Source organism: Inquilinus sp. (genome assembly GCF_039594555.1).
Classification (GTDB): Bacteria; Pseudomonadota; Alphaproteobacteria; order DSM-16000; family Inquilinaceae; genus Inquilinus.
Window position 1 is genome coordinate 1 of record NZ_JBCNNF010000138.1, and the last position, 16,018, is coordinate 16,018.

Consider the following 16,018-nt stretch of genomic DNA (forward strand, 5'->3'; position numbering starts at 1 on the left):
CCAGCCGGTCGACGCCGTCGCCGCCGTCGAGGCTGTCATTGCCGCCCTCGCCATAGAGGGCGTCGTCGCCGCCGCGCCCGGCCAGGATGTCATCCCCGCCCCGGCCGGCCAGGAGGTTGCCGCTGTCGTCGCCGCCCAGCGTGTCGGCGGCACTGGTGGCGTAGATGTTCTCGATCCCGCTCAGGATGTCGCCCGTGGCGTCGCCGCCCGTGGCGGTGTGCGCCAGCAGGTCGATCGTCACCGCTCCGGTCGAGGCGTAGAGGACGGTGTCGACCCCGGCCCCGCCGGTCAGGCGGTCGGCCCCTGCCCCGCCGATCAGCACATCGTCCCCGGCGCCGCCGTCCAGCTGGTCCGCGCCGGCGCCGCCGTCGAGCGAATCGTTGCCCAGGCCTCCGACCAGCACGTCGTCGCCGCCCAGGCCGCGGACGGTGTCGTTGGCGTCGCCGGCGGTAACCACGTTGCGGTCGTCGCTGCCGACGATCAGCAGGTTCGACTGCACGCCGATCAGCATCAGATGCGCCGGCAGGCCGACCGGCCCGCCCGGGAAGCCGAGGTCGATCTCCTCGATGCCGACCAGCATGTCGCCCTGCAGCACCAGCAGCGTGTCGCCCCCCGGCAGTGGCGTGAAGACGACGACGTCGTAGCCGTCGCCGCCGTCAATGACCTCGCCGGCCACCACCTCTGACGCATCCATGATGCCGATCAGGTCGTTGCCGTCGCCACCCTCCAGCAGATCGGCGGCACCGCCGCCGTAGAGGATGTCGTCACCCGCGCCGCCCTGCAGATGGTCCGCGCCGCAGCCGCAGCCGCCGGCCCCCGGCTCCGCATCCCCGGCGAGCATGTCGTTGCCGTCGCCGCCGATCAGCGTGTCCGCGCCCTCATACCCGACCAGCAGGTCGTTCCCCGCCAGCCCGGACAGGACGTTGTCGTCGGTGCCGCCATCGACGGTGTCGTCGCCGGCGCTGCCGATGACGTTCTCGATCCCCGACAGAGTGTCGTTCTCGGCATCGCCGGCCGAGCCGATGCCGGCGAAGAGATCCACGGTGATCGGCTTGAGGCTGGTGCTGTAATCGGCGGTGTCGACGCCGTCGCCGCCGATCAGCGTGTCGGGACCCATGCCGCCGCGCAGCAGGTCATCCCCGGCGCCGCCGTCGAGATGGTCGGCGCCATCGCCGCCATCGACGACGTCATTGCCGGCACCGGCCAGGACGAAGTCGTCCCCGTCCACCCCGCTCAGCGTGTCGTCGCCCGACAGGTCGAGCTGCACGCCGTTGGCGCCGGGCGGCACCACCACGGTGTCGCTGAGGCCGTAGATGTAGTCGGGGTCGACGGTGCCGGTATAGCTGGTCACGATGAAAAGCCTCCGATGAACGCAGGGCGGCGCACCGGCCGGGCGAGCGGAAACGGCATCGGCCGTGCCCGCCGCCGGGCGGCATGTCGCGGTTGAAAGCGGAAGGCGCCGTCGAAATCCGCGGCGCCGGGGTCAATACAATGCAAATGTTCCTAAAATTACGAATGCCGCGGCACTATAGGTGATTCTGCGGCTTTCGGCCATCGCCCGTGAGGCGGGCGTTACGGCCCGGCCAGCGGCGCCAGGCTCTTCAGATAGGTGGCGATGGCGTCGCGGTCGGCGGGCACCAGCTTGGCGGTGTTGTCCCGGATCACCTCGGCCATGGCGCCGCCGGCGAAGTCGCCGTCGGGCGTCGTGCCGGTCTCCAGATAATAGGTGATGTCCCGGTCGCTCCAGCCGCCGATGCCGTGCTGGGGGTCCGGGGTGATGTTCGGGATCTTGCCGCCGCCGTCCGGCGCCTGCGGGTTGCCGGCGAAGGCGCTGTACCAGTTCAGCCCGCCCAGCATGTCGCGCGGCGTGTGGCATTCGCCGCAATGGCCCAGCACGCGGACGAGATAGGCGCCGCGATACCATTCGGGCGACTGGCCGGCCGCGACCAGGAACGGCCCTTCGCTGAAGTTCAGCAGGCGCCACCCAGGCAGCAGCGAGCGCCAGGAATAGGGCCAGGACAGATCATGCGGCGTGTTCGGCTGCCGCACCGCCGGGACGCTGCGCAGATAGGCCCAGAGGTCGGCCAGGTCGCGGTCGGTGATGCCGGTGTAGGAGGTGTAGGGGAAGGCCGGGTACAGGTCGTCGCCCGTCGGCGACACGCCTTCGCGCAGCGCCCGGCGGAAATCCTCCTCGCTCCAGCTGCCGATCCCGGTCTCGGCATCCGGCGTGATGTTCGGGGTGTAGAAGGTGCCGAAGGCGGTCTTCAGCGCCCGCCCGCCGGCCAGCGGCTTGGCGTCGGGGCCAGGCTGGGTGTGGCAGGTGGCGCAGCCGCCGGCGGCGAAGATGTAGGCGCCGCGCGCCACCGGGTCGGGCGAGGCCGGATCGGGCGCCACCGGATCAGCGGCCCGGACGGTGCCGGCCAGGCCGAGGGCCAGCATCAGGGCCGTGAGAACCGGGAACGGACGCATGCTGGCCTCCGGGCTGCGATCGGGCGACTCAGCCCTTATAACCGATCCGCCGGCCCGACCCGTTATTCCCGGGTCATGCGACTCTTTCGCCCTCGCGCCACACGGCGCGGATCACCGGCACGCCGTCAACCAGCCGGACGCGCAGCAGGTCGGCCCGCAGCCCGGGCTCGATCCGGCCGCGATCCTCGAGGCCGGCGGCGCGGGCCGGGTTGATCGTCACCGTCGCCAGCGCCTGCGGCAGGCCGATGCCGTGCTCGCCCTCCGCCAGGGTGAAGGCGCCGTGCAGCAGGCTGACCGGGACGTAGTCCGACGACAGGATGTCGACCAACCCCTCGCGCGCCAGCTCGCCGGCCGAGACATTGCCGGAATGGGAACCGCCGCGGACCAGGTTGGGCGCGCCCATCAGGATCTGCAGCCCGTGCTCGCGCGCGGCGCGGGCGGCGGTCAGGGTGGTCGGGAACTCCGACACCACCATGCCCAGCGCCGCCGCCTCCTCGACATGGGCGACGGTCTCATCGTCATGGCTGGCGATCGGCAGGCCGCGGCTGCGGCCGATCGCGGCCAGGGCGTCGCGGTTGGTCACGCCGTGGGTGCGCGACGCGGCGATCCGCTCCGCCGTCTGGGCGTCGATCTGCTCGTCGGTCATGCCGAGCATGCCCTTGTAGATCTCGCGGTACTTGGCGAGGTCGGCGAACTGGCGATGGCCGGGGGCGTGGTCCATCACCGACATGAACTGCACCAGCGGGTCGTCGCGGAACGGCTCGAACAGCTGCAGCACGTTCGCCTCGGTGACCTCACAGCGCAGATGCAGGAAATGCTCGGCCCGCAGCATCTGGCCGGCCTGGGCCTGGCGGATGCCGTCGACCATCGGCCGCAGCGTCTCCAGCCGGTCCTCGCCATTGCGGCCGCCGACCAGGGCCAGCGCATCGAACACGGTGGTGATGCCGGCCGCCGCCACCTGGGCGTCATGCGCCATCACCGCGGTCACCGCCGGCCAGCGCACGCCGGGCCGGGGCGTGTAGTGGCGCTCGAGATGGTCGGTGTGCAGCTCGACCAGGCCGGGCAGCAGGTAGTCGCCCTCGAAATCGACGGCGCCGGGCGGGCAGGATTCGTCGCGGTCGAGATCGGCGATGCGGCCGGAGGATACGGCGAGGCTGCCGGTCAGCACGGCCTCCGCCGTCACGATCCGCGCATGGGCGACGATCAGATCCCCCGGCATAACCCAATCCTTCTCTTCCGCTTCCGCACGATCGGCCCGGCGGCTCGCCCGCGCGGCCTTATATGGGCGCTCGGCCCCGCATCGCAACGCCGGCCCGCGCGCGGCGCCGTTATGCCCCGAGCTTTGCGACCCTTTGATGACTCGCGGATGACAGCGTCGATTTAGCCTCCGGCCAGGTGACCCGGTCGACCCCGGCGAAGCGGCGGATGCGGTCCAGCTGCGCCTCCAGCCGGCGCGTCCGCGCCTTGCTGGACCGCACCTTCGGCTCCCACCACAGACCGGCGACGGCGAGGTCGCCGCTGTCGCGCTTGGCCCGCATGTCGATGCGGCCGACGAAGCGGTCGCCCTCCAGGATCGGGAAGACGTAATAGCCCCAGCGCCGCTTCGCCTCCGGCACGAAGGCCTCGAACCGGTAGTCGAAGCCGAACAGCCGCTCCAGCCGCTGGCGGTTGCGGATCACCGGGTCGAAGGGCGACAGCACCCGCAGCACGTCCGGCGCCGGCGCGGCCGCGGCCAGCCGGTCCTCGATATCGGCAAAGGCGAAGGCCGAGGTGGTCTTGCCATCCGCGCCCTGGACATGGACGACGTGCAGATCGCCGCGCCGGGTCAGCCGGTCGCACCACTGCTCCGCCTCGCGGATGGTGATCAGGTCCCAGAATCCCGCGATCTCGCCGGGCCGGGCGATGCCCAGCCGCTCCAGCGCCGAGCGGCAGGCCCAGTCGACCACCGCCTCCGGCTCCGGCGCCGGGCCGCGATGCTGCTCCGGGATCACCCGCTCGGTCAGATCGTAGACCTTCTGGAAGCCCTCGCGCCGGGTCACCGCCAGCACGCCGGTGCGCCACAGGAACTCCAGCGCCATCTTCGAGGGCGTCCAGTCCCACCAGCCGCCGGAGGGGCGCTGCCGCTCCTCCTCGAAGCTGCGGGTCAGCAGCGGGCCCTCGGCCGCCACCCGGTCGCGCACCTGCGCCAGCACCTTGGGGAAGTCCGGCCCGGCCTCGGTCCACCAGCGGCTGGTGGCGGCGCGAGCCTGGACATCGGCGAAGCGCCGCGACCAGTAGGGAAAGAAGCGGGTCGGGATCAACGAGGCGTCGTGGGTCCAGCCCTCGAACAGGCCGCGGGTCTTTTCCACCAGCCGCGGCAGTTGGGTCTGGACGTAGCCGTGGCGGCGGGCGAACAGGATCATGTGGTGCGCCCGCTCGACCGTGTTGATGCTGTCGACCTGGACGAAGCCGATGCGGTCCACCACCGCCTGGCAGCCATCCACCGTCAGCCGGCCCAGCGGCGGATCGGCCAGGGCGTGCAGGTCGAGGAACAGGCGCCGGGCGTCGGCGTTCGGGATCGTGAGCGGGGCGGAGTCGGCCATGAACAATACCAGAACATAGACACTGGCGCCGGGCAAGAGGAAAGCCCTTCGCGCGCCGCCATGCCCGGCTATAGTCGGGGTGCAACGACCGAGGTTTCCCATCCGTGACCGCCACCCTGATCGCCCCGGAACCGCCGCGCCAGGACGCGGTGCTCGACCTGATCCGCCAATCGGACGCCTTGATGGCGAGCCTGTACCCGGCCGAGAGCAATCACATGCTCGACATCGCCTCGCTGGAGCGGCCGGAGGTGCGCTTCTGGGTGGCCCGGCGCGATGGCCGGGTGGTCGGCTGCGGGGCCCTGGTGGTCGGCGAGGACGGCCGGGCCGAGCTGAAGCGGATGTTCGTCGACCCGGCGACGCGGGGGCTGAAGGTCGGCCGCGACCTGCTGGCCCGGATCGAGGAGGAGGCCCGCAGCCTGGGCGTCCGGGTGGTCCGGCTGGAGACCGGGATCCACCAGCCCGAGGCGATCGGCCTGTACCGCCACTTCGGATACGAGGAGTGCGGGCCGTTCGGCGACTACCAGCCCGACCCGCTGAGCCTGTTCATGGAGAAGGCGCTGGATTGAAGCCCCGGCGGCGGACCGCCGGGGCTTCGGGTCAGGTCAGGATCACTCGGCCGGAGCGCCCGGGATCGTCGGGGCCGCGCTGACTGCGGTTTCCGGTTCGGTCAGGAACCGCCCCACCAGGCCGCCGATGATGCCGCCGACGATCGGCGCCACCCAGAACAGCCACAGCTGTCCCAGCGCCAGGCCCTGGGCGATCACGGCGACGCCGGTGCTGCGCGCCGGGTTGACCGAGGTGTTGGTGACCGGAATCGAGATCAGATGGATCAGCGTCAGCGCCAGGCCGATCGCGATCGGTGCGAAGGGCGCGGTCGCGGGATTGCTGACCACGCCGACGATGACCACCAGGAACACAGCCGTCAGCACCACCTCGCAGACCAGCGCCGCCGTCAGGCTGTAGCCGCCCGGCGATCCGGCGTCGTAGCCGTTCAGGGCGAAGCCCTTGGTGATGTCGAAGCCGGGCATGCCGGAGGCGATGACGTAGATGACCGCGCCCGCAATGATCGCGCCGACCACTTGGGCGATGATGTAGGGCACGACGTCCGACGTGCCGGTCTTGCCGGCAGTCCATAGCCCCACCGTGACCGCAGGATTGAAATGGCCGCCGGAGATCCGGCCCAGGGCGAAGGCGCCGGTCAGGACGGTGAGGCCGAAGGCTGCGGCGACGCCGCCGAAGCCGACATGCGATCCGGCCAGGACCGCGGTGCCGCAACCGCCGAGGACGAGCCAGAACGTCCCCAACGCCTCGGCAAGGACTCGTTTGAGCATATCGTTCCCTCCATTCGATCTCCACCGCCACTGGTGGCGGGGAGAACCGAGGTGCCAAGATATAGTATTATGTAAATGCACGCAATAAAGTGACTTTGAGATGTTATTGAGCTTTTGTCTTAAGATTGATTGCAATATCCGGAGAACGAATTCCGGGCAGCGGGACCATATGGCTGATGACTCGTAAGGCTCCGCCACACGCCGTCATCCATCCGGCTTATGCCGGGAACTTGCATGTCAAGAGACCGTGACAACTCGGGCCGCCGGCGCTGCCGCTGTGATCTGTCGACCCCGCGTCCATCTCCGGATGAGGACGGCTCTCGTTCGATCATGCTGAGACCATTCGGTCGGACGACTGTGCTGAAATTCGGTGCGGGAGGGCTACCAATTCAAGCGAAGCGGCGGTTTTACGGTCCGGGCATTTGCCAGACAAGATCGCCCCGAGAACCGCGGTCGGGCTCCCTAAACGTTAGGGAACATTTGCCGCCGCCCGGGGTTGGTGTAGCGGTTCGGGGGGAGAACCCGGAATTCAGTCCTGGGCCGCGGCCGGACAGGCGAAAGCCTGCCTATCGTGCTGCCCCATATCTGGAGGCGTCGATGTCGCTCACGGTCACCTACAAGGACAACAAGCTCTCGCTGGTCGGCAAGGACGGGCGGATCCATGAGGTCAACGCCGCCCAGCAGCAGCAATGGATGCAGACGCTGGACGGCCTGGCGAAGCAGCATCAGCTCAAGGACGCCAAGGAGCTGCTCAGCCAGGGCACCGTCGAGGTGCCTGAGGCCGGCGATTCGCAATGGCGCATGGCCATGGAGGCCGGCATTGCGCCGGAGAACATCGATGCGACCGTCGTCGCCCTGAACGACCAGATCGCCAACCCGGACCTGATCCAGACCTATCATGAGGGGGATCTGAAGCCCGATTTCGTCATGCTGCCGGTCGCGCCGGAGCAGGAGCCCATACCGGGCTCGGACGCGCCGGCCGGGATGCCGGCCCCGACGCCGGGCAACACCAAGCCGCCGGAATTCGCCACGACGCTGGCAAACGAGACCGACCCGAAGAAGCGCGACGGCCTGGTCGACGGCTACTTCAAGGCGGCGGATGACCCGAAGAAGGCGGTGCAGGAACTGCTGGGGCAGGATTTCGGCAATGACGCCGATGCGATCCGGCGCAAGATCGTCCACGCCTATCTCGACAAAGTCGCCGGTGGGAACGGCGACAACCAGCTGAAGACCTTGAAGGATCTGGCGGAGTTCGACTGGAAGAACGGCAAGGGCGAAAGCGTCGACGTATCGGTTGATACCCAGATCCTGGCCGTGGCCAAGGAGCTCGGCTTCAAGAAGGACCAGATCCCCAACCTCAACGCCGGTGTCAAAGACTGAGCCCCTGAAGGGCATCAGCGGCTTCGGGGCAACGGGGACGCCTCGCCGCCTGCCATCCTTCGACCATCCTTCGCGGACAGGATCGAGCCATGTCACCCCGCATCGATTCGCTCGGCACCGCCCCCTCCCGGTTCGGCCCCGCGCAACGCGGGGGCGACTTCGCCAGCGCGGTACAGCGTGCCAGGGCCGCGCCACCCGCCGAGCCCCCGCCGCCGAAGCCGGCCCCCGCCGGAGGTGGCCCGTCCGACGCCGCGCCGACCGCCCCGGTCGTGCCGGTCGTCAGCGAGGATCGCCGGCGCGGGATCGATGACTGGGTCGAGCATCATTCCGACGCCAATGGCGGCTTCCTCGGCTTCGGCCAGACCGAATCCCATGAGCATGTCCGCAACGCGCTGAACGGGCAGTCGACCGAGCTCAAGGGCCTCAACACCGACGAGCAGCGCTATCTGCTGGACCGCATGCTGGACCGCTGGTCCGACGGCAAGGGCGGCGGGCTGGGCCAGGCGTCCGACCTGACCAAAGCCCTGGGCGACAGCCCGCAGCTGCGCGGCGTGGTCGGCGAGCGCTTCGCGCTCCGCGCCGCCGCGCTGATGCAGCAGCCGGCCGGCAACGGCTCGGCCGCGGATCCGCACAGCAAGGCCCGGGCCTTGGTGCTGGGGACGATCCAGGCCACCTCCGGCGACCTGCAGCACACGCCCGCGACCCTCGCGGCGCTGCGGCAGACCGTCGTCTCCCTGAGCCCGGAGAACGCCGCCCGCTTCATGCAGGCGCTGCAATCGCGCGGCGGCGCCGACGGCATCGAGGCGATGGCCCGGCAGCGCATCCTGACGGCGATGAATGACGGCCCGCCCGGCCCCGCCGTCAGCGCCGTGGTGCAGTCCGTCTACGCCCAGACCACGCCGTTCGACATCGACAAGCGCGAGGGCCTGCGGCAGGAGATGGCGCAGGCCCTGGCACGCGAATGGTTCCCGGACGATCCGGGGCAGCGGGATGCGGAGGCCCGGCGGTTGGACGGCATCCTGGGCACCCATCAGGGCCAGGTGCTGCTGTTCGGCAACGGCAATGACGGCAAGATCGGGCTGGAGGGCCGGGTCGGCGCCCTGGCCACGGTCCGCGCCGACCGCGGCATCACCGCCGACACGCTGAAGCGGACCGAGGATCCCTGGACCAACCCGGCGATCGTCGGCCCGCAGGCGCAGGACAACGCCAAGCAGTTCCTGGCCGGCCGCGGCGACGATCCGCAGACCCTGCAGGGGACCGACCTGGACAACACCATCGGCTACGCCATGGGCTTCCCCCCGGCCGTGTCGAAGGACGCGGAGGCGGCGCAGGCGAAGGCGGCCCAGGGCCAGTTCTCCTATTTCGCCGACGGGCCCGGCAAGGACCCGGTCGGCAAGGTGGTGGCCCAGATCCGCGCCGTCGGCGGCGACAATCCGCAGGTCACGGTGCTGCCGATCCAGTATTCGAGCAACGCCTCGGGCCCGGTGCAGCTGCCGCTGTTCCGGGTGCACACGGCGTCCGGCGACAAGTTCGTCGACAACACCGGCCGCAGCTACCAGGACTTCGCGGACTGGAAAGCGAACAACGAGCTGCCGCCCGGCGACGTCACCTACCCGACCGACGGCCATCTGACCCTGAAGGCGGACGGCACGGTCGACCTGTCGCACGGCAACACGCCGAAGACGGTCGACACGGCCTGGGAAGAGGTGAAGAGCGTCTTCGACGGGGTCGCCCTGGTCGGCGGCATCATCGCCGGCGGCGCGCTGATCATCGGCAGCGGCGGCACCGCGACGCCGGTCCTGGTCGGGATCGGCGCGGCGGCCGGGGCCTGGGGCGTGTACCAGACCGGCAGCGAGCTGATCGACCGGTCGCAGCATGGCCAGTCGATCAACCCCTTCACCGATGGCGACGCCCGGATGCTGTGGCTGGGCCTGGTCGCCAACGGCACCGGCATCGCCGCCTTCGGCAGCGCTGGCGCCCTGACCCGCCTGGCCGGCGCCGGGGCGCGGCTGAGCCCGGCGGCGGCACGGGTGATCGGCACCACCCAGGCATTGGCCAACACTGCCAACGCCGGCGCCTTCGTCGACATGGGCATCCATCTGGCGACGAATTGGGGATCGATGACGCCGGAGCAGCGGGCGCAGGGCCTGCTGGCCATGGGCTTCTGGGGCGCCACCATCGGCGTCGGCGCCCGCCAGGCCCGGTCGCCGGGCGAGATGTTCAACCCGGCGGCGCTGACCCGGCGGTTGACCGCCGCCTATGAGCCGCCGGTGGTGCGGACCAGCGAGGTCGAGGGCAACCGGGTCAGCATCGTGCGCGACCCGAAGACCGGCACCTACACCATCAAGGCCGGGCCGCAGGCGAGCGACGCCGACATCGCCCTGCACCGCGATGTCGCCCGGATGATGGCCCAGGGCGAGGGGCTGCAGGGCCTGGTCCGCGGCTGGACCGGCGAGCCCAAGCCCGGGACCCTGGCCTATTCGGTCAAATACGAAGGCATCAAGCTCGACCGCAAGCTGGCCGACCTGCAGCGCCGGCTGGATGACCCGACCCTGACGCCGCAGCAGAAGGACCAGCTGCGCGGCGACATCCAGACCACCCGGGCCTATCTCGACCAGCACAATGAGTCGCTGGGGCGGATCATCACCGACCCGGCCCAGCGGGATGTCGAGGCGCCGAGCACCGGCCAGGCGCGGGCAGAGGAGATCCAGCCGGGGCTGGGCGATGCGATCGACAACAGCCCCTATGCCGGCCAGGGCTACTATTTCCGGACCACCGGGCCGGAAACGGTGCCGGAGATCGTGCGCACCGAACCCTACGACAGCAGCCATCCGCGGCTGGGCCTGGTGAAGGGCGATGACGGTATCTACCGGATCCAGGAGGTGACGAACGGCAACCTGCCGACCTATGCCCCGGTCATCACCGGCAACGTCGCGCCGAAGATCAACCTGCCGGCAGGGCTGAGCCTGGCGCAGCAGCAGGACCTCAAATCCGCCCTCGCCGCCCGCGACACCGCGGTGCTGGAGCGCGACGCCGCCACCGACAAGACGGTCAAGAACGCCAAGGGCCAGGAGGTGGTGAACCAGAGCGCCGAGATCGGCGAGCTGGGCGGCATGAGCTTCGTGGCGCAGCGCTATCCCGACGCCAGGCTGGAATATGGCGGCCCGGGATCGGGCTCGCGCCCCGGCGACTTTGATCAGGTCTATCGGCAGACGCTGCCGGACGGCAAGATCCGCTTCGTCGTGGTTGAGGCCAAGGGCGGCAGCTCGCCGCTCGGCACCCGGCTGGTCAACGGCCAGGTGGAGACGCAGGGAACGGCCGAGTACTTCGCCGCCATCGCCAACAACATGCGCTACAACATGGACGGTCCGGCGGCGGCCACTGGGAAGGATCTGTCGAATGCCTACCGCTTCGGCAAGACCGCGGATGGCAAGCCGGCGGAGATCGTCTATCTGACCGTCAGGACGCCGATCAGCCAGGCTCCCGGCGGCGGTGCCGCGGCGCCGGTGGCGACGGCGAAGCAATTCGACCTGGGGGCCTGACGATGACCGACGGCAAGGACGGGGACAGCGCCGGCTTCGTGGCCCGGCACCGGCCCGGCCGCGACCGCGATGCGCTGGTGGCGCAGGCGGCGGATCGCGCCGACGAGATCCCGATGCTGCGCGACAGCCTGGCCGGCCGCCCCGGCAACCTGGTGCCGCTGACCGAGGAAGCCCTGGCCCTGGCCGGGCTGCGCCAGCTGCTGGGCCCGGAGGACGCGGTGCCGGCGCTGCTGCGGCTCGGCGCCCGGGCGGCGATGGCCGCGGGCGCGACGGTGACGCCGGCGGAACCGCCGTTGCGGGTCGATCTCGGTCCGCCGGGTGCGATCGAGCTTCCCCGCGGTCGGGAGCGGCCGACAGGGCTGACCCCGCGGCGGCTGGTCGAGGCTTGCCACGCCGCCCTGGCCACACGCGACCGCATTGCGCTGGATCTGTTCGCGCAGGTGCCGGTCGACCGCATCGCGCGCCAGCCCCCGGCGCCGGAGGAGCGGATCTACGGCCTGGCCCATGCCCAGGGGCTGCAGGCGCTGCTGCGCGGCGACGCCGCCGGGAACCAGCTGCTGCTGCAGGCGATCCAGGGCTGCAACGACACGGCGCTGGCGCCGGCGGCCCGCGACTACGCCCAGTTCATCGTGTCGCCGGAGATCGAGCTGGCCCTGCTGCACCGCGACCCGGATGCGGCCCAGTTCGACAAGGCCCTGCGCAACGCCCTGGTGCTGCATCGCCGCTACTGGTCGGAGCTCCGGCCCAATCCCGGCGAGGCGCAGGACAGCGACCCGGCCGGCTTCATCGCCCTCGGCCCGCTGGCCTGGGCGGCGATGCGCCACGACCAGGGCCTGCCGGTCGGGATCCGGTCGGACTATCTGCCGCAAGGCTTGGTCGACGGGGCCGTGTAGCTCCCGCCCGCGACAAAAAGCGGCCCGGCCGAACACGTCGGCCGGGCCCAGCAGGGGTCTTCGAAAGGTCGGTCTTGGAGATTAGGCCGGACAGTGCGCCCGCGCCGCCCGGCCCGGTCGCGATCAGGAGGCTCTATCGGGCCCCCTCATGCGCGATGGTGTAGCGCTGATGCGCGTTGCTGGTGGTGGCCGCGGCCAGTTGCCGCCAGGCGTGCAGCGCCTCGTCGTAATTCTCGAACGGGCCCTGCAGGCTTTCGGTGCCGTTGATCAGCCGGTCGAAGCGGGTGTCGGCATACTCGCCACCGATGATCCAGAAGCGGTTCGGTCGGGTGGTCATGGTCCTATCCTCCTTCGGGCGCGATGATCAGTGGAACTGGGCGGCTTCGGTCGATTCCTGCAGCGCGGTGGTCGAGGCCTTGCCGCCGGAGATGGCGAGGCTGACGGCGTCGAAATAGCCGGTGCCGACCTCGCGCTGGTGCTTGGTGGCCGTGTAGCCCTGGGCCTCGGCCGCGAACTCCGCCTGCTGCAGCTCGGAATAGGCGGCCATCTGCCGGTCCTTGTAGCCGCGCGCCAGCTCGAAGGTGGCGTAGTTCAGGCTGTGGAAGCCGGCCAGGGTGATGAACTGGAACTTGTAGCCCATCGCCCCCAGCTCGCGCTGGAACTTGGCGATCGTCGCATCGTCGAGATTGGCCTTCCAGTTGAAGCTGGGCGAGCAGTTGTAGGACAGCAGCTTGCCCGGGAAGTGCCGGTGGATGCCCTCGGCGAAGCGTCTGGCCTGGCCCAGATCCGGCTTCGACGTCTCCATCCACAGCAGGTCGGCATAGGGCGCGAAGGCCAGGCCGCGGGCGATGCAGTACTCCATCCGGTTCTCGGGCCTGATCGGATGGAAGCCCTCCTCGGTGCGTTGCGTCCGGTCGATGAAGGGGTGGTCGCGCTCGTCGATGTCGCTGGTGATCAGCTTGGCGCTCTCGGCGTCGGTGCGGGCCAGCAGCACGGTCGGCACGTCCATCACGTCGGCAGCCAGGCGGGCGGCGTTGAGGGTGCGAATGAAGCTGCGCATCGGCACCAGCACTTTGCCGCCGAGATGGCCGCACTTCTTCTCCGACGCCAGCTGGTCCTCGAAATGCACGCCCGCCGCGCCGGCCTCGATCATCGCCTTCATCAGCTCGAAGGCGTTCAGGGGACCGCCGAAGCCGGCCTCGGCATCGGCCACGATCGGCGCGAACCAGTGCCGCTTGGCGCCCCCCTCGGCATGCTCGATCTGGTCGGCGCGCTGCAGCGTGCGGTTGATCTTCTTCACCGCCTCCGGCACCGAATCCGCCGGGTACAGGCTCTGGTCCGGATACATCTGGCCGGCGGTGTTGGCGTCGGCCGCGACCTGCCAGCCTGAGAGGTAGATCGCCTCCAGCCCTGCTCGCACCTGCTGCATCGCCTGGGTGCCGTTGGTGGCGCCGAGCGAGTTGACGAAGTCGCGCTTGTGCATCAGCTCCCACAGCCGCTCGGCGCCCAGCCGGGCCAGCGTGTGCTCGATCCGGACCGATCCGCGCAGCCGCTCGACATCCGCCGGGCTGTAGTCCCGGACGATGCCGTCGAAGCGGCCGGGCTGCGTTCGGGTCGGGGTCGGAGAGTCGAGGGGAGCCATCCTGTAAATCCTTTTCATTCCGTTCTGGGTGGCGCGCCATGCTGCGCTGCGGTGATGGGAATGATGTTGGGTGCGGCTCCGGGCAGCGTCAACGCGGCGTTGAGCGTGAAAGGGAAACGTTGTAAAGTTTGTTGATGTCTATTTTGTAAATCGGAGAAGACCGATGGCCGCGCGCAAGCCGATGCTGGGGCACAAGATCCGGCGGCTGCGGCGCGACCGCGAGGTCACCCAGGCGCAGCTGGCGGAGCGGCTGGGCATCTCCGCTTCCTACCTCAACCTGATCGAGAGCAACCAGCGGCCGGTGACGGTCGAGATCCTGCTGAAGCTGGGCCAGATCTTCGACCTGGACCTCGCCAGCTTCGCCGAAGATGAGGGCGAGCGGCTGGTGGGCGGCCTGTCGGAGGTGTTCGGCGACCCGCTCTTCGCCACGCCACGGCCGGGCACGGCCGGGCTGAAGCGGCAGGACATCATCGACCTGGCCGCCCAGGCCCCCGCGGCGGCCGAGGCGGTGCTGGCCCTGTACCACGCCTATCGCGAGGGGCGCGAGACGCTGCGCCTCTTGGCCGAGCAGCAATCGGCGCCGGACGGGGCGCTGGCCGAGGCCGCTTCCCCCCTCGACGAGGTGCGCGACTGGGTGCAGGCGCATGGCCACCACTTCCCGGAGCTGGAGACGGCGGCGGAGGAGATCTGGCAGGCCGGGTCGATCGAGCCCGGCGCCCTGTTCCCGGGCCTGATCCGCTACCTGGACGAGGAACTGGCGCTGCGGGTCAAGGTGATGCCGGTCGACGTGATGGGCCCGGTGCGCCGCCGCTACGACCGCCACGGCCGCCGCATCCTGCTGTCGGAGATGCTGCCCTTGCCCAGCCGCAGCTTCCACCTGGCGGTGCAGATCGCGCTGATCAAGTACCGGGCGCTCTTGGACGAGATGGTGGCGCCGGTCGGCTTCTCCGGCCCGGAGGCGTCGCGCCTGGGCCGCATCGTCCTGGCCAACTATCTCGCCGGGGCGGTGATGATGCCTTATGACCGGTTCTGGCGGGCGGCGACGGCGCTGCGCTACGACATCGAGGTGCTGCAGAGCCGGTTCGAGGCCAGCTTCGAGCAGGTCTGCGTCCGCCTGACCACGCTGCAGCGCCAGGGCGCCAAGGGCGTGCCGTTCTTCCTGATCCGCAGCGACAAGGCCGGCAACGTCTCCAAGCGGCTCGGCGCCACCAACTCCGCCTTCGCCCGGATGGGCGGCGCCTGCCCCTTATGGATCCTGCCCGACGCCTTCCGCTCGCCCGGCCGGATCCAGACCCAGGTGGCGGAGCTGCCGGACGGCAGCCGCTGGTTCACCATCGCCCGCACCGTGTCGAAGCCCGGCGCCGGCTTCCGCGCGCCGGGGCAGAGCTTCGCCCTGGCGCTGGGCTGCGAGATCGCCCAGGCGGCGCAGGTGGTCTATGCCGACGGCATCGACCTGGCGGCGGACGAGGCGGCGGCGCCGATCGGGCTGCATTGCCGGCTGTGCGAGCGGCCGGATTGCGACCAGCGCGCCTTCCCGCCGCTGAACCACGTGCTGTCGGTGGACGAGAACCTGCGCGGCGCCACGCCCTATCAGTTCACCCCGGCAGCCTAGGCCTTCAGCCCCCAGAAGCCGATCGACGCCACCTTGCGGTAGCCGATGCGCTCATAGACCGGGGTTCCCGCCAAAGTGGCGTGCAAGGTGGCGCGGGTCAGGCCGGTCGCCCGGGCGCCCTCATACAGCGCCTTGCGCACCGTCGCCTCGCCATAGCCGCGGCGCTGCGCCTCGGGCGCGGTCGCGACCAGGGCCAGGAACAGGCAGCTTCCGGTGGCCACCGTCGCCGCGGCCGAGACCGGCACGCCGTCCGCCAGCCCGAGATAAGTGTACATGCCGGATTTCCAGAGAACCGACCCGGCCAGCCCGTCGCGCCCGGCCTCCAGCGGCATGCCGTAGGCGCGGGAATTGAGGTCGGCATAGGCCGTCAGCTGCTCCTCCGTGGCGACGCGCACGAACTCCAGCTCCGGATGATGCGGCTCGGCGATCGGCAGGATATCGCCCGCCATGCCGAAGCCGGACAGCGACAGGGCCAGCCCGGCCTGGTCCGCGATCTTGGGCAGCGCCTTGTGGCAGGCGGGGTCCAGCAGATCCTCGAACAGCCAGATCAGCCCGGGCTGGCGACGC

At 70.3% G+C, this 16,018-nt stretch carries 13 protein-coding genes; 5 read left to right on the plus strand and 8 right to left on the minus strand.

Features of this window, described 5'->3' with window-relative positions; genetic code table 11:
* The 4 genes from ABDW35_RS16330 to ABDW35_RS16345 form a co-directional block, all read right to left on the minus strand.
* Positions 1–1,351 (minus strand): calcium-binding protein (locus tag ABDW35_RS16330; protein ID WP_343714940.1); only part of this gene is annotated, 1,351 nt, incomplete at its 3' end.
* 221 nt (positions 1,352–1,572) lie between these two features.
* A complete protein-coding gene (locus ABDW35_RS16335) occupies positions 1,573–2,469 on the minus strand; it encodes a cytochrome c (protein WP_343714941.1) in 897 nt (298 codons plus the stop codon).
* 73 nt (positions 2,470–2,542) lie between these two features.
* Positions 2,543–3,688 (minus strand): alpha-D-ribose 1-methylphosphonate 5-triphosphate diphosphatase, encoded by a 1,146-nt coding sequence (locus ABDW35_RS16340; RefSeq protein WP_343714942.1) that lies wholly within the window; start codon positions 3,686–3,688, stop codon positions 2,543–2,545.
* A gap of 109 nt (positions 3,689–3,797) precedes the next feature.
* The gene (locus ABDW35_RS16345) at positions 3,798–5,051 is read right to left on the minus strand and encodes a crosslink repair DNA glycosylase YcaQ family protein (RefSeq protein WP_343714943.1); all 1,254 of its coding nucleotides are present in this window, start codon (positions 5,049–5,051) and stop codon (positions 3,798–3,800) included.
* Positions 5,052–5,155: 104 nt separating this feature from the next.
* Here ABDW35_RS16345 and ABDW35_RS16350 point away from each other — a divergent pair, with 104 nt between their 5' ends.
* Positions 5,156–5,617, plus strand: coding sequence for a GNAT family N-acetyltransferase (locus ABDW35_RS16350; protein WP_343714944.1), 462 nt, complete (start codon positions 5,156–5,158; stop codon positions 5,615–5,617).
* A gap of 42 nt (positions 5,618–5,659) precedes the next feature.
* On the opposite strand, the gene aqpZ is transcribed toward ABDW35_RS16350, so the two are convergent.
* Positions 5,660–6,382, minus strand: a complete 723-nt coding sequence (gene aqpZ, locus ABDW35_RS16355) for an aquaporin Z (protein ID WP_343714945.1) — start codon at positions 6,380–6,382, stop codon at positions 5,660–5,662.
* A gap of 597 nt (positions 6,383–6,979) precedes the next feature.
* Here aqpZ and ABDW35_RS16360 point away from each other — a divergent pair.
* The 3 genes from ABDW35_RS16360 to ABDW35_RS16370 all read left to right on the plus strand — a co-directional run bounded on the left by ABDW35_RS16360 (position 6,980) and on the right by ABDW35_RS16370 (position 12,197).
* Entirely contained in the window at positions 6,980–7,762 is a 783-nt protein-coding gene (locus tag ABDW35_RS16360; RefSeq protein ID WP_343714946.1) for a hypothetical protein, read from the plus strand.
* An 89-nt stretch (positions 7,763–7,851) separates the two neighbouring features.
* The gene (locus ABDW35_RS16365) at positions 7,852–11,304 is read left to right on the plus strand and encodes a DUF4781 domain-containing protein (protein WP_343714947.1); all 3,453 of its coding nucleotides are present in this window, start codon (positions 7,852–7,854) and stop codon (positions 11,302–11,304) included.
* A gap of 2 nt (positions 11,305–11,306) precedes the next feature.
* Positions 11,307–12,197, plus strand: coding sequence for an immunity 49 family protein (locus ABDW35_RS16370; protein WP_343714948.1), 891 nt, complete (start codon positions 11,307–11,309; stop codon positions 12,195–12,197).
* 133 nt (positions 12,198–12,330) lie between these two features.
* Here ABDW35_RS16370 and ABDW35_RS16375 read toward each other — a convergent pair whose 3' ends face one another.
* Together ABDW35_RS16375 and aceA are read right to left on the minus strand one after the other, a co-directional pair.
* A complete protein-coding gene (locus ABDW35_RS16375) occupies positions 12,331–12,534 on the minus strand; it encodes a DUF4170 domain-containing protein (RefSeq protein WP_343714949.1) in 204 nt (67 codons plus the stop codon).
* A 27-nt stretch (positions 12,535–12,561) separates the two neighbouring features.
* Positions 12,562–13,839 carry an isocitrate lyase gene (gene aceA / locus ABDW35_RS16380; protein ID WP_343714950.1) on the minus strand — a complete coding sequence of 426 codons (1,278 nt, stop codon included), beginning with the start codon at positions 13,837–13,839 and terminating at the stop codon, positions 12,562–12,564.
* A gap of 163 nt (positions 13,840–14,002) precedes the next feature.
* On the opposite strand from aceA, the gene ABDW35_RS16385 reads away from it, so the two are divergent.
* Complete coding sequence (locus ABDW35_RS16385) at positions 14,003–15,451, plus strand: short-chain fatty acyl-CoA regulator family protein (RefSeq protein ID WP_343714951.1); 1,449 nt, start codon at positions 14,003–14,005, stop codon at positions 15,449–15,451.
* Here ABDW35_RS16385 and ABDW35_RS16390 read toward each other — a convergent pair.
* A partial coding sequence (locus tag ABDW35_RS16390; RefSeq protein WP_343714952.1) for a GNAT family N-acetyltransferase occupies positions 15,448–16,018 on the minus strand: 571 nt, incomplete at its 5' end. The genes ABDW35_RS16385 and ABDW35_RS16390 overlap by 4 nt on opposite strands.

Bases quoted from the DNA above. Each gene is read 5' to 3' on its own strand.
- ABDW35_RS16335 (WP_343714941.1), bottom strand. From the start codon at position 2,469: ATGCGTCCGTTCCCGGTTCTCACGGCCCTGATGCTGGCCCTCGGCCTG.
- ABDW35_RS16340 (WP_343714942.1), bottom strand. From the start codon at position 3,688: ATGCCGGGGGATCTGATCGTCGCCCATGCGCGGATCGTGACGGCGGAG.
- ABDW35_RS16345 (WP_343714943.1), bottom strand. From the start codon at position 5,051: ATGGCCGACTCCGCCCCGCTCACGATCCCGAACGCCGACGCCCGGCGC.
- aqpZ (WP_343714945.1), bottom strand. From the start codon at position 6,382: ATGCTCAAACGAGTCCTTGCCGAGGCGTTGGGGACGTTCTGGCTCGTC.
- ABDW35_RS16360 (WP_343714946.1), top strand. From the start codon at position 6,980: ATGTCGCTCACGGTCACCTACAAGGACAACAAGCTCTCGCTGGTCGGC.
- ABDW35_RS16365 (WP_343714947.1), top strand. From the start codon at position 7,852: ATGTCACCCCGCATCGATTCGCTCGGCACCGCCCCCTCCCGGTTCGGC.
- ABDW35_RS16370 (WP_343714948.1), top strand. From the start codon at position 11,307: ATGACCGACGGCAAGGACGGGGACAGCGCCGGCTTCGTGGCCCGGCAC.
- ABDW35_RS16375 (WP_343714949.1), bottom strand. From the start codon at position 12,534: ATGACCACCCGACCGAACCGCTTCTGGATCATCGGTGGCGAGTATGCC.
- aceA (WP_343714950.1), bottom strand. From the start codon at position 13,839: ATGGCTCCCCTCGACTCTCCGACCCCGACCCGAACGCAGCCCGGCCGC.
- ABDW35_RS16385 (WP_343714951.1), top strand. From the start codon at position 14,003: ATGGCCGCGCGCAAGCCGATGCTGGGGCACAAGATCCGGCGGCTGCGG.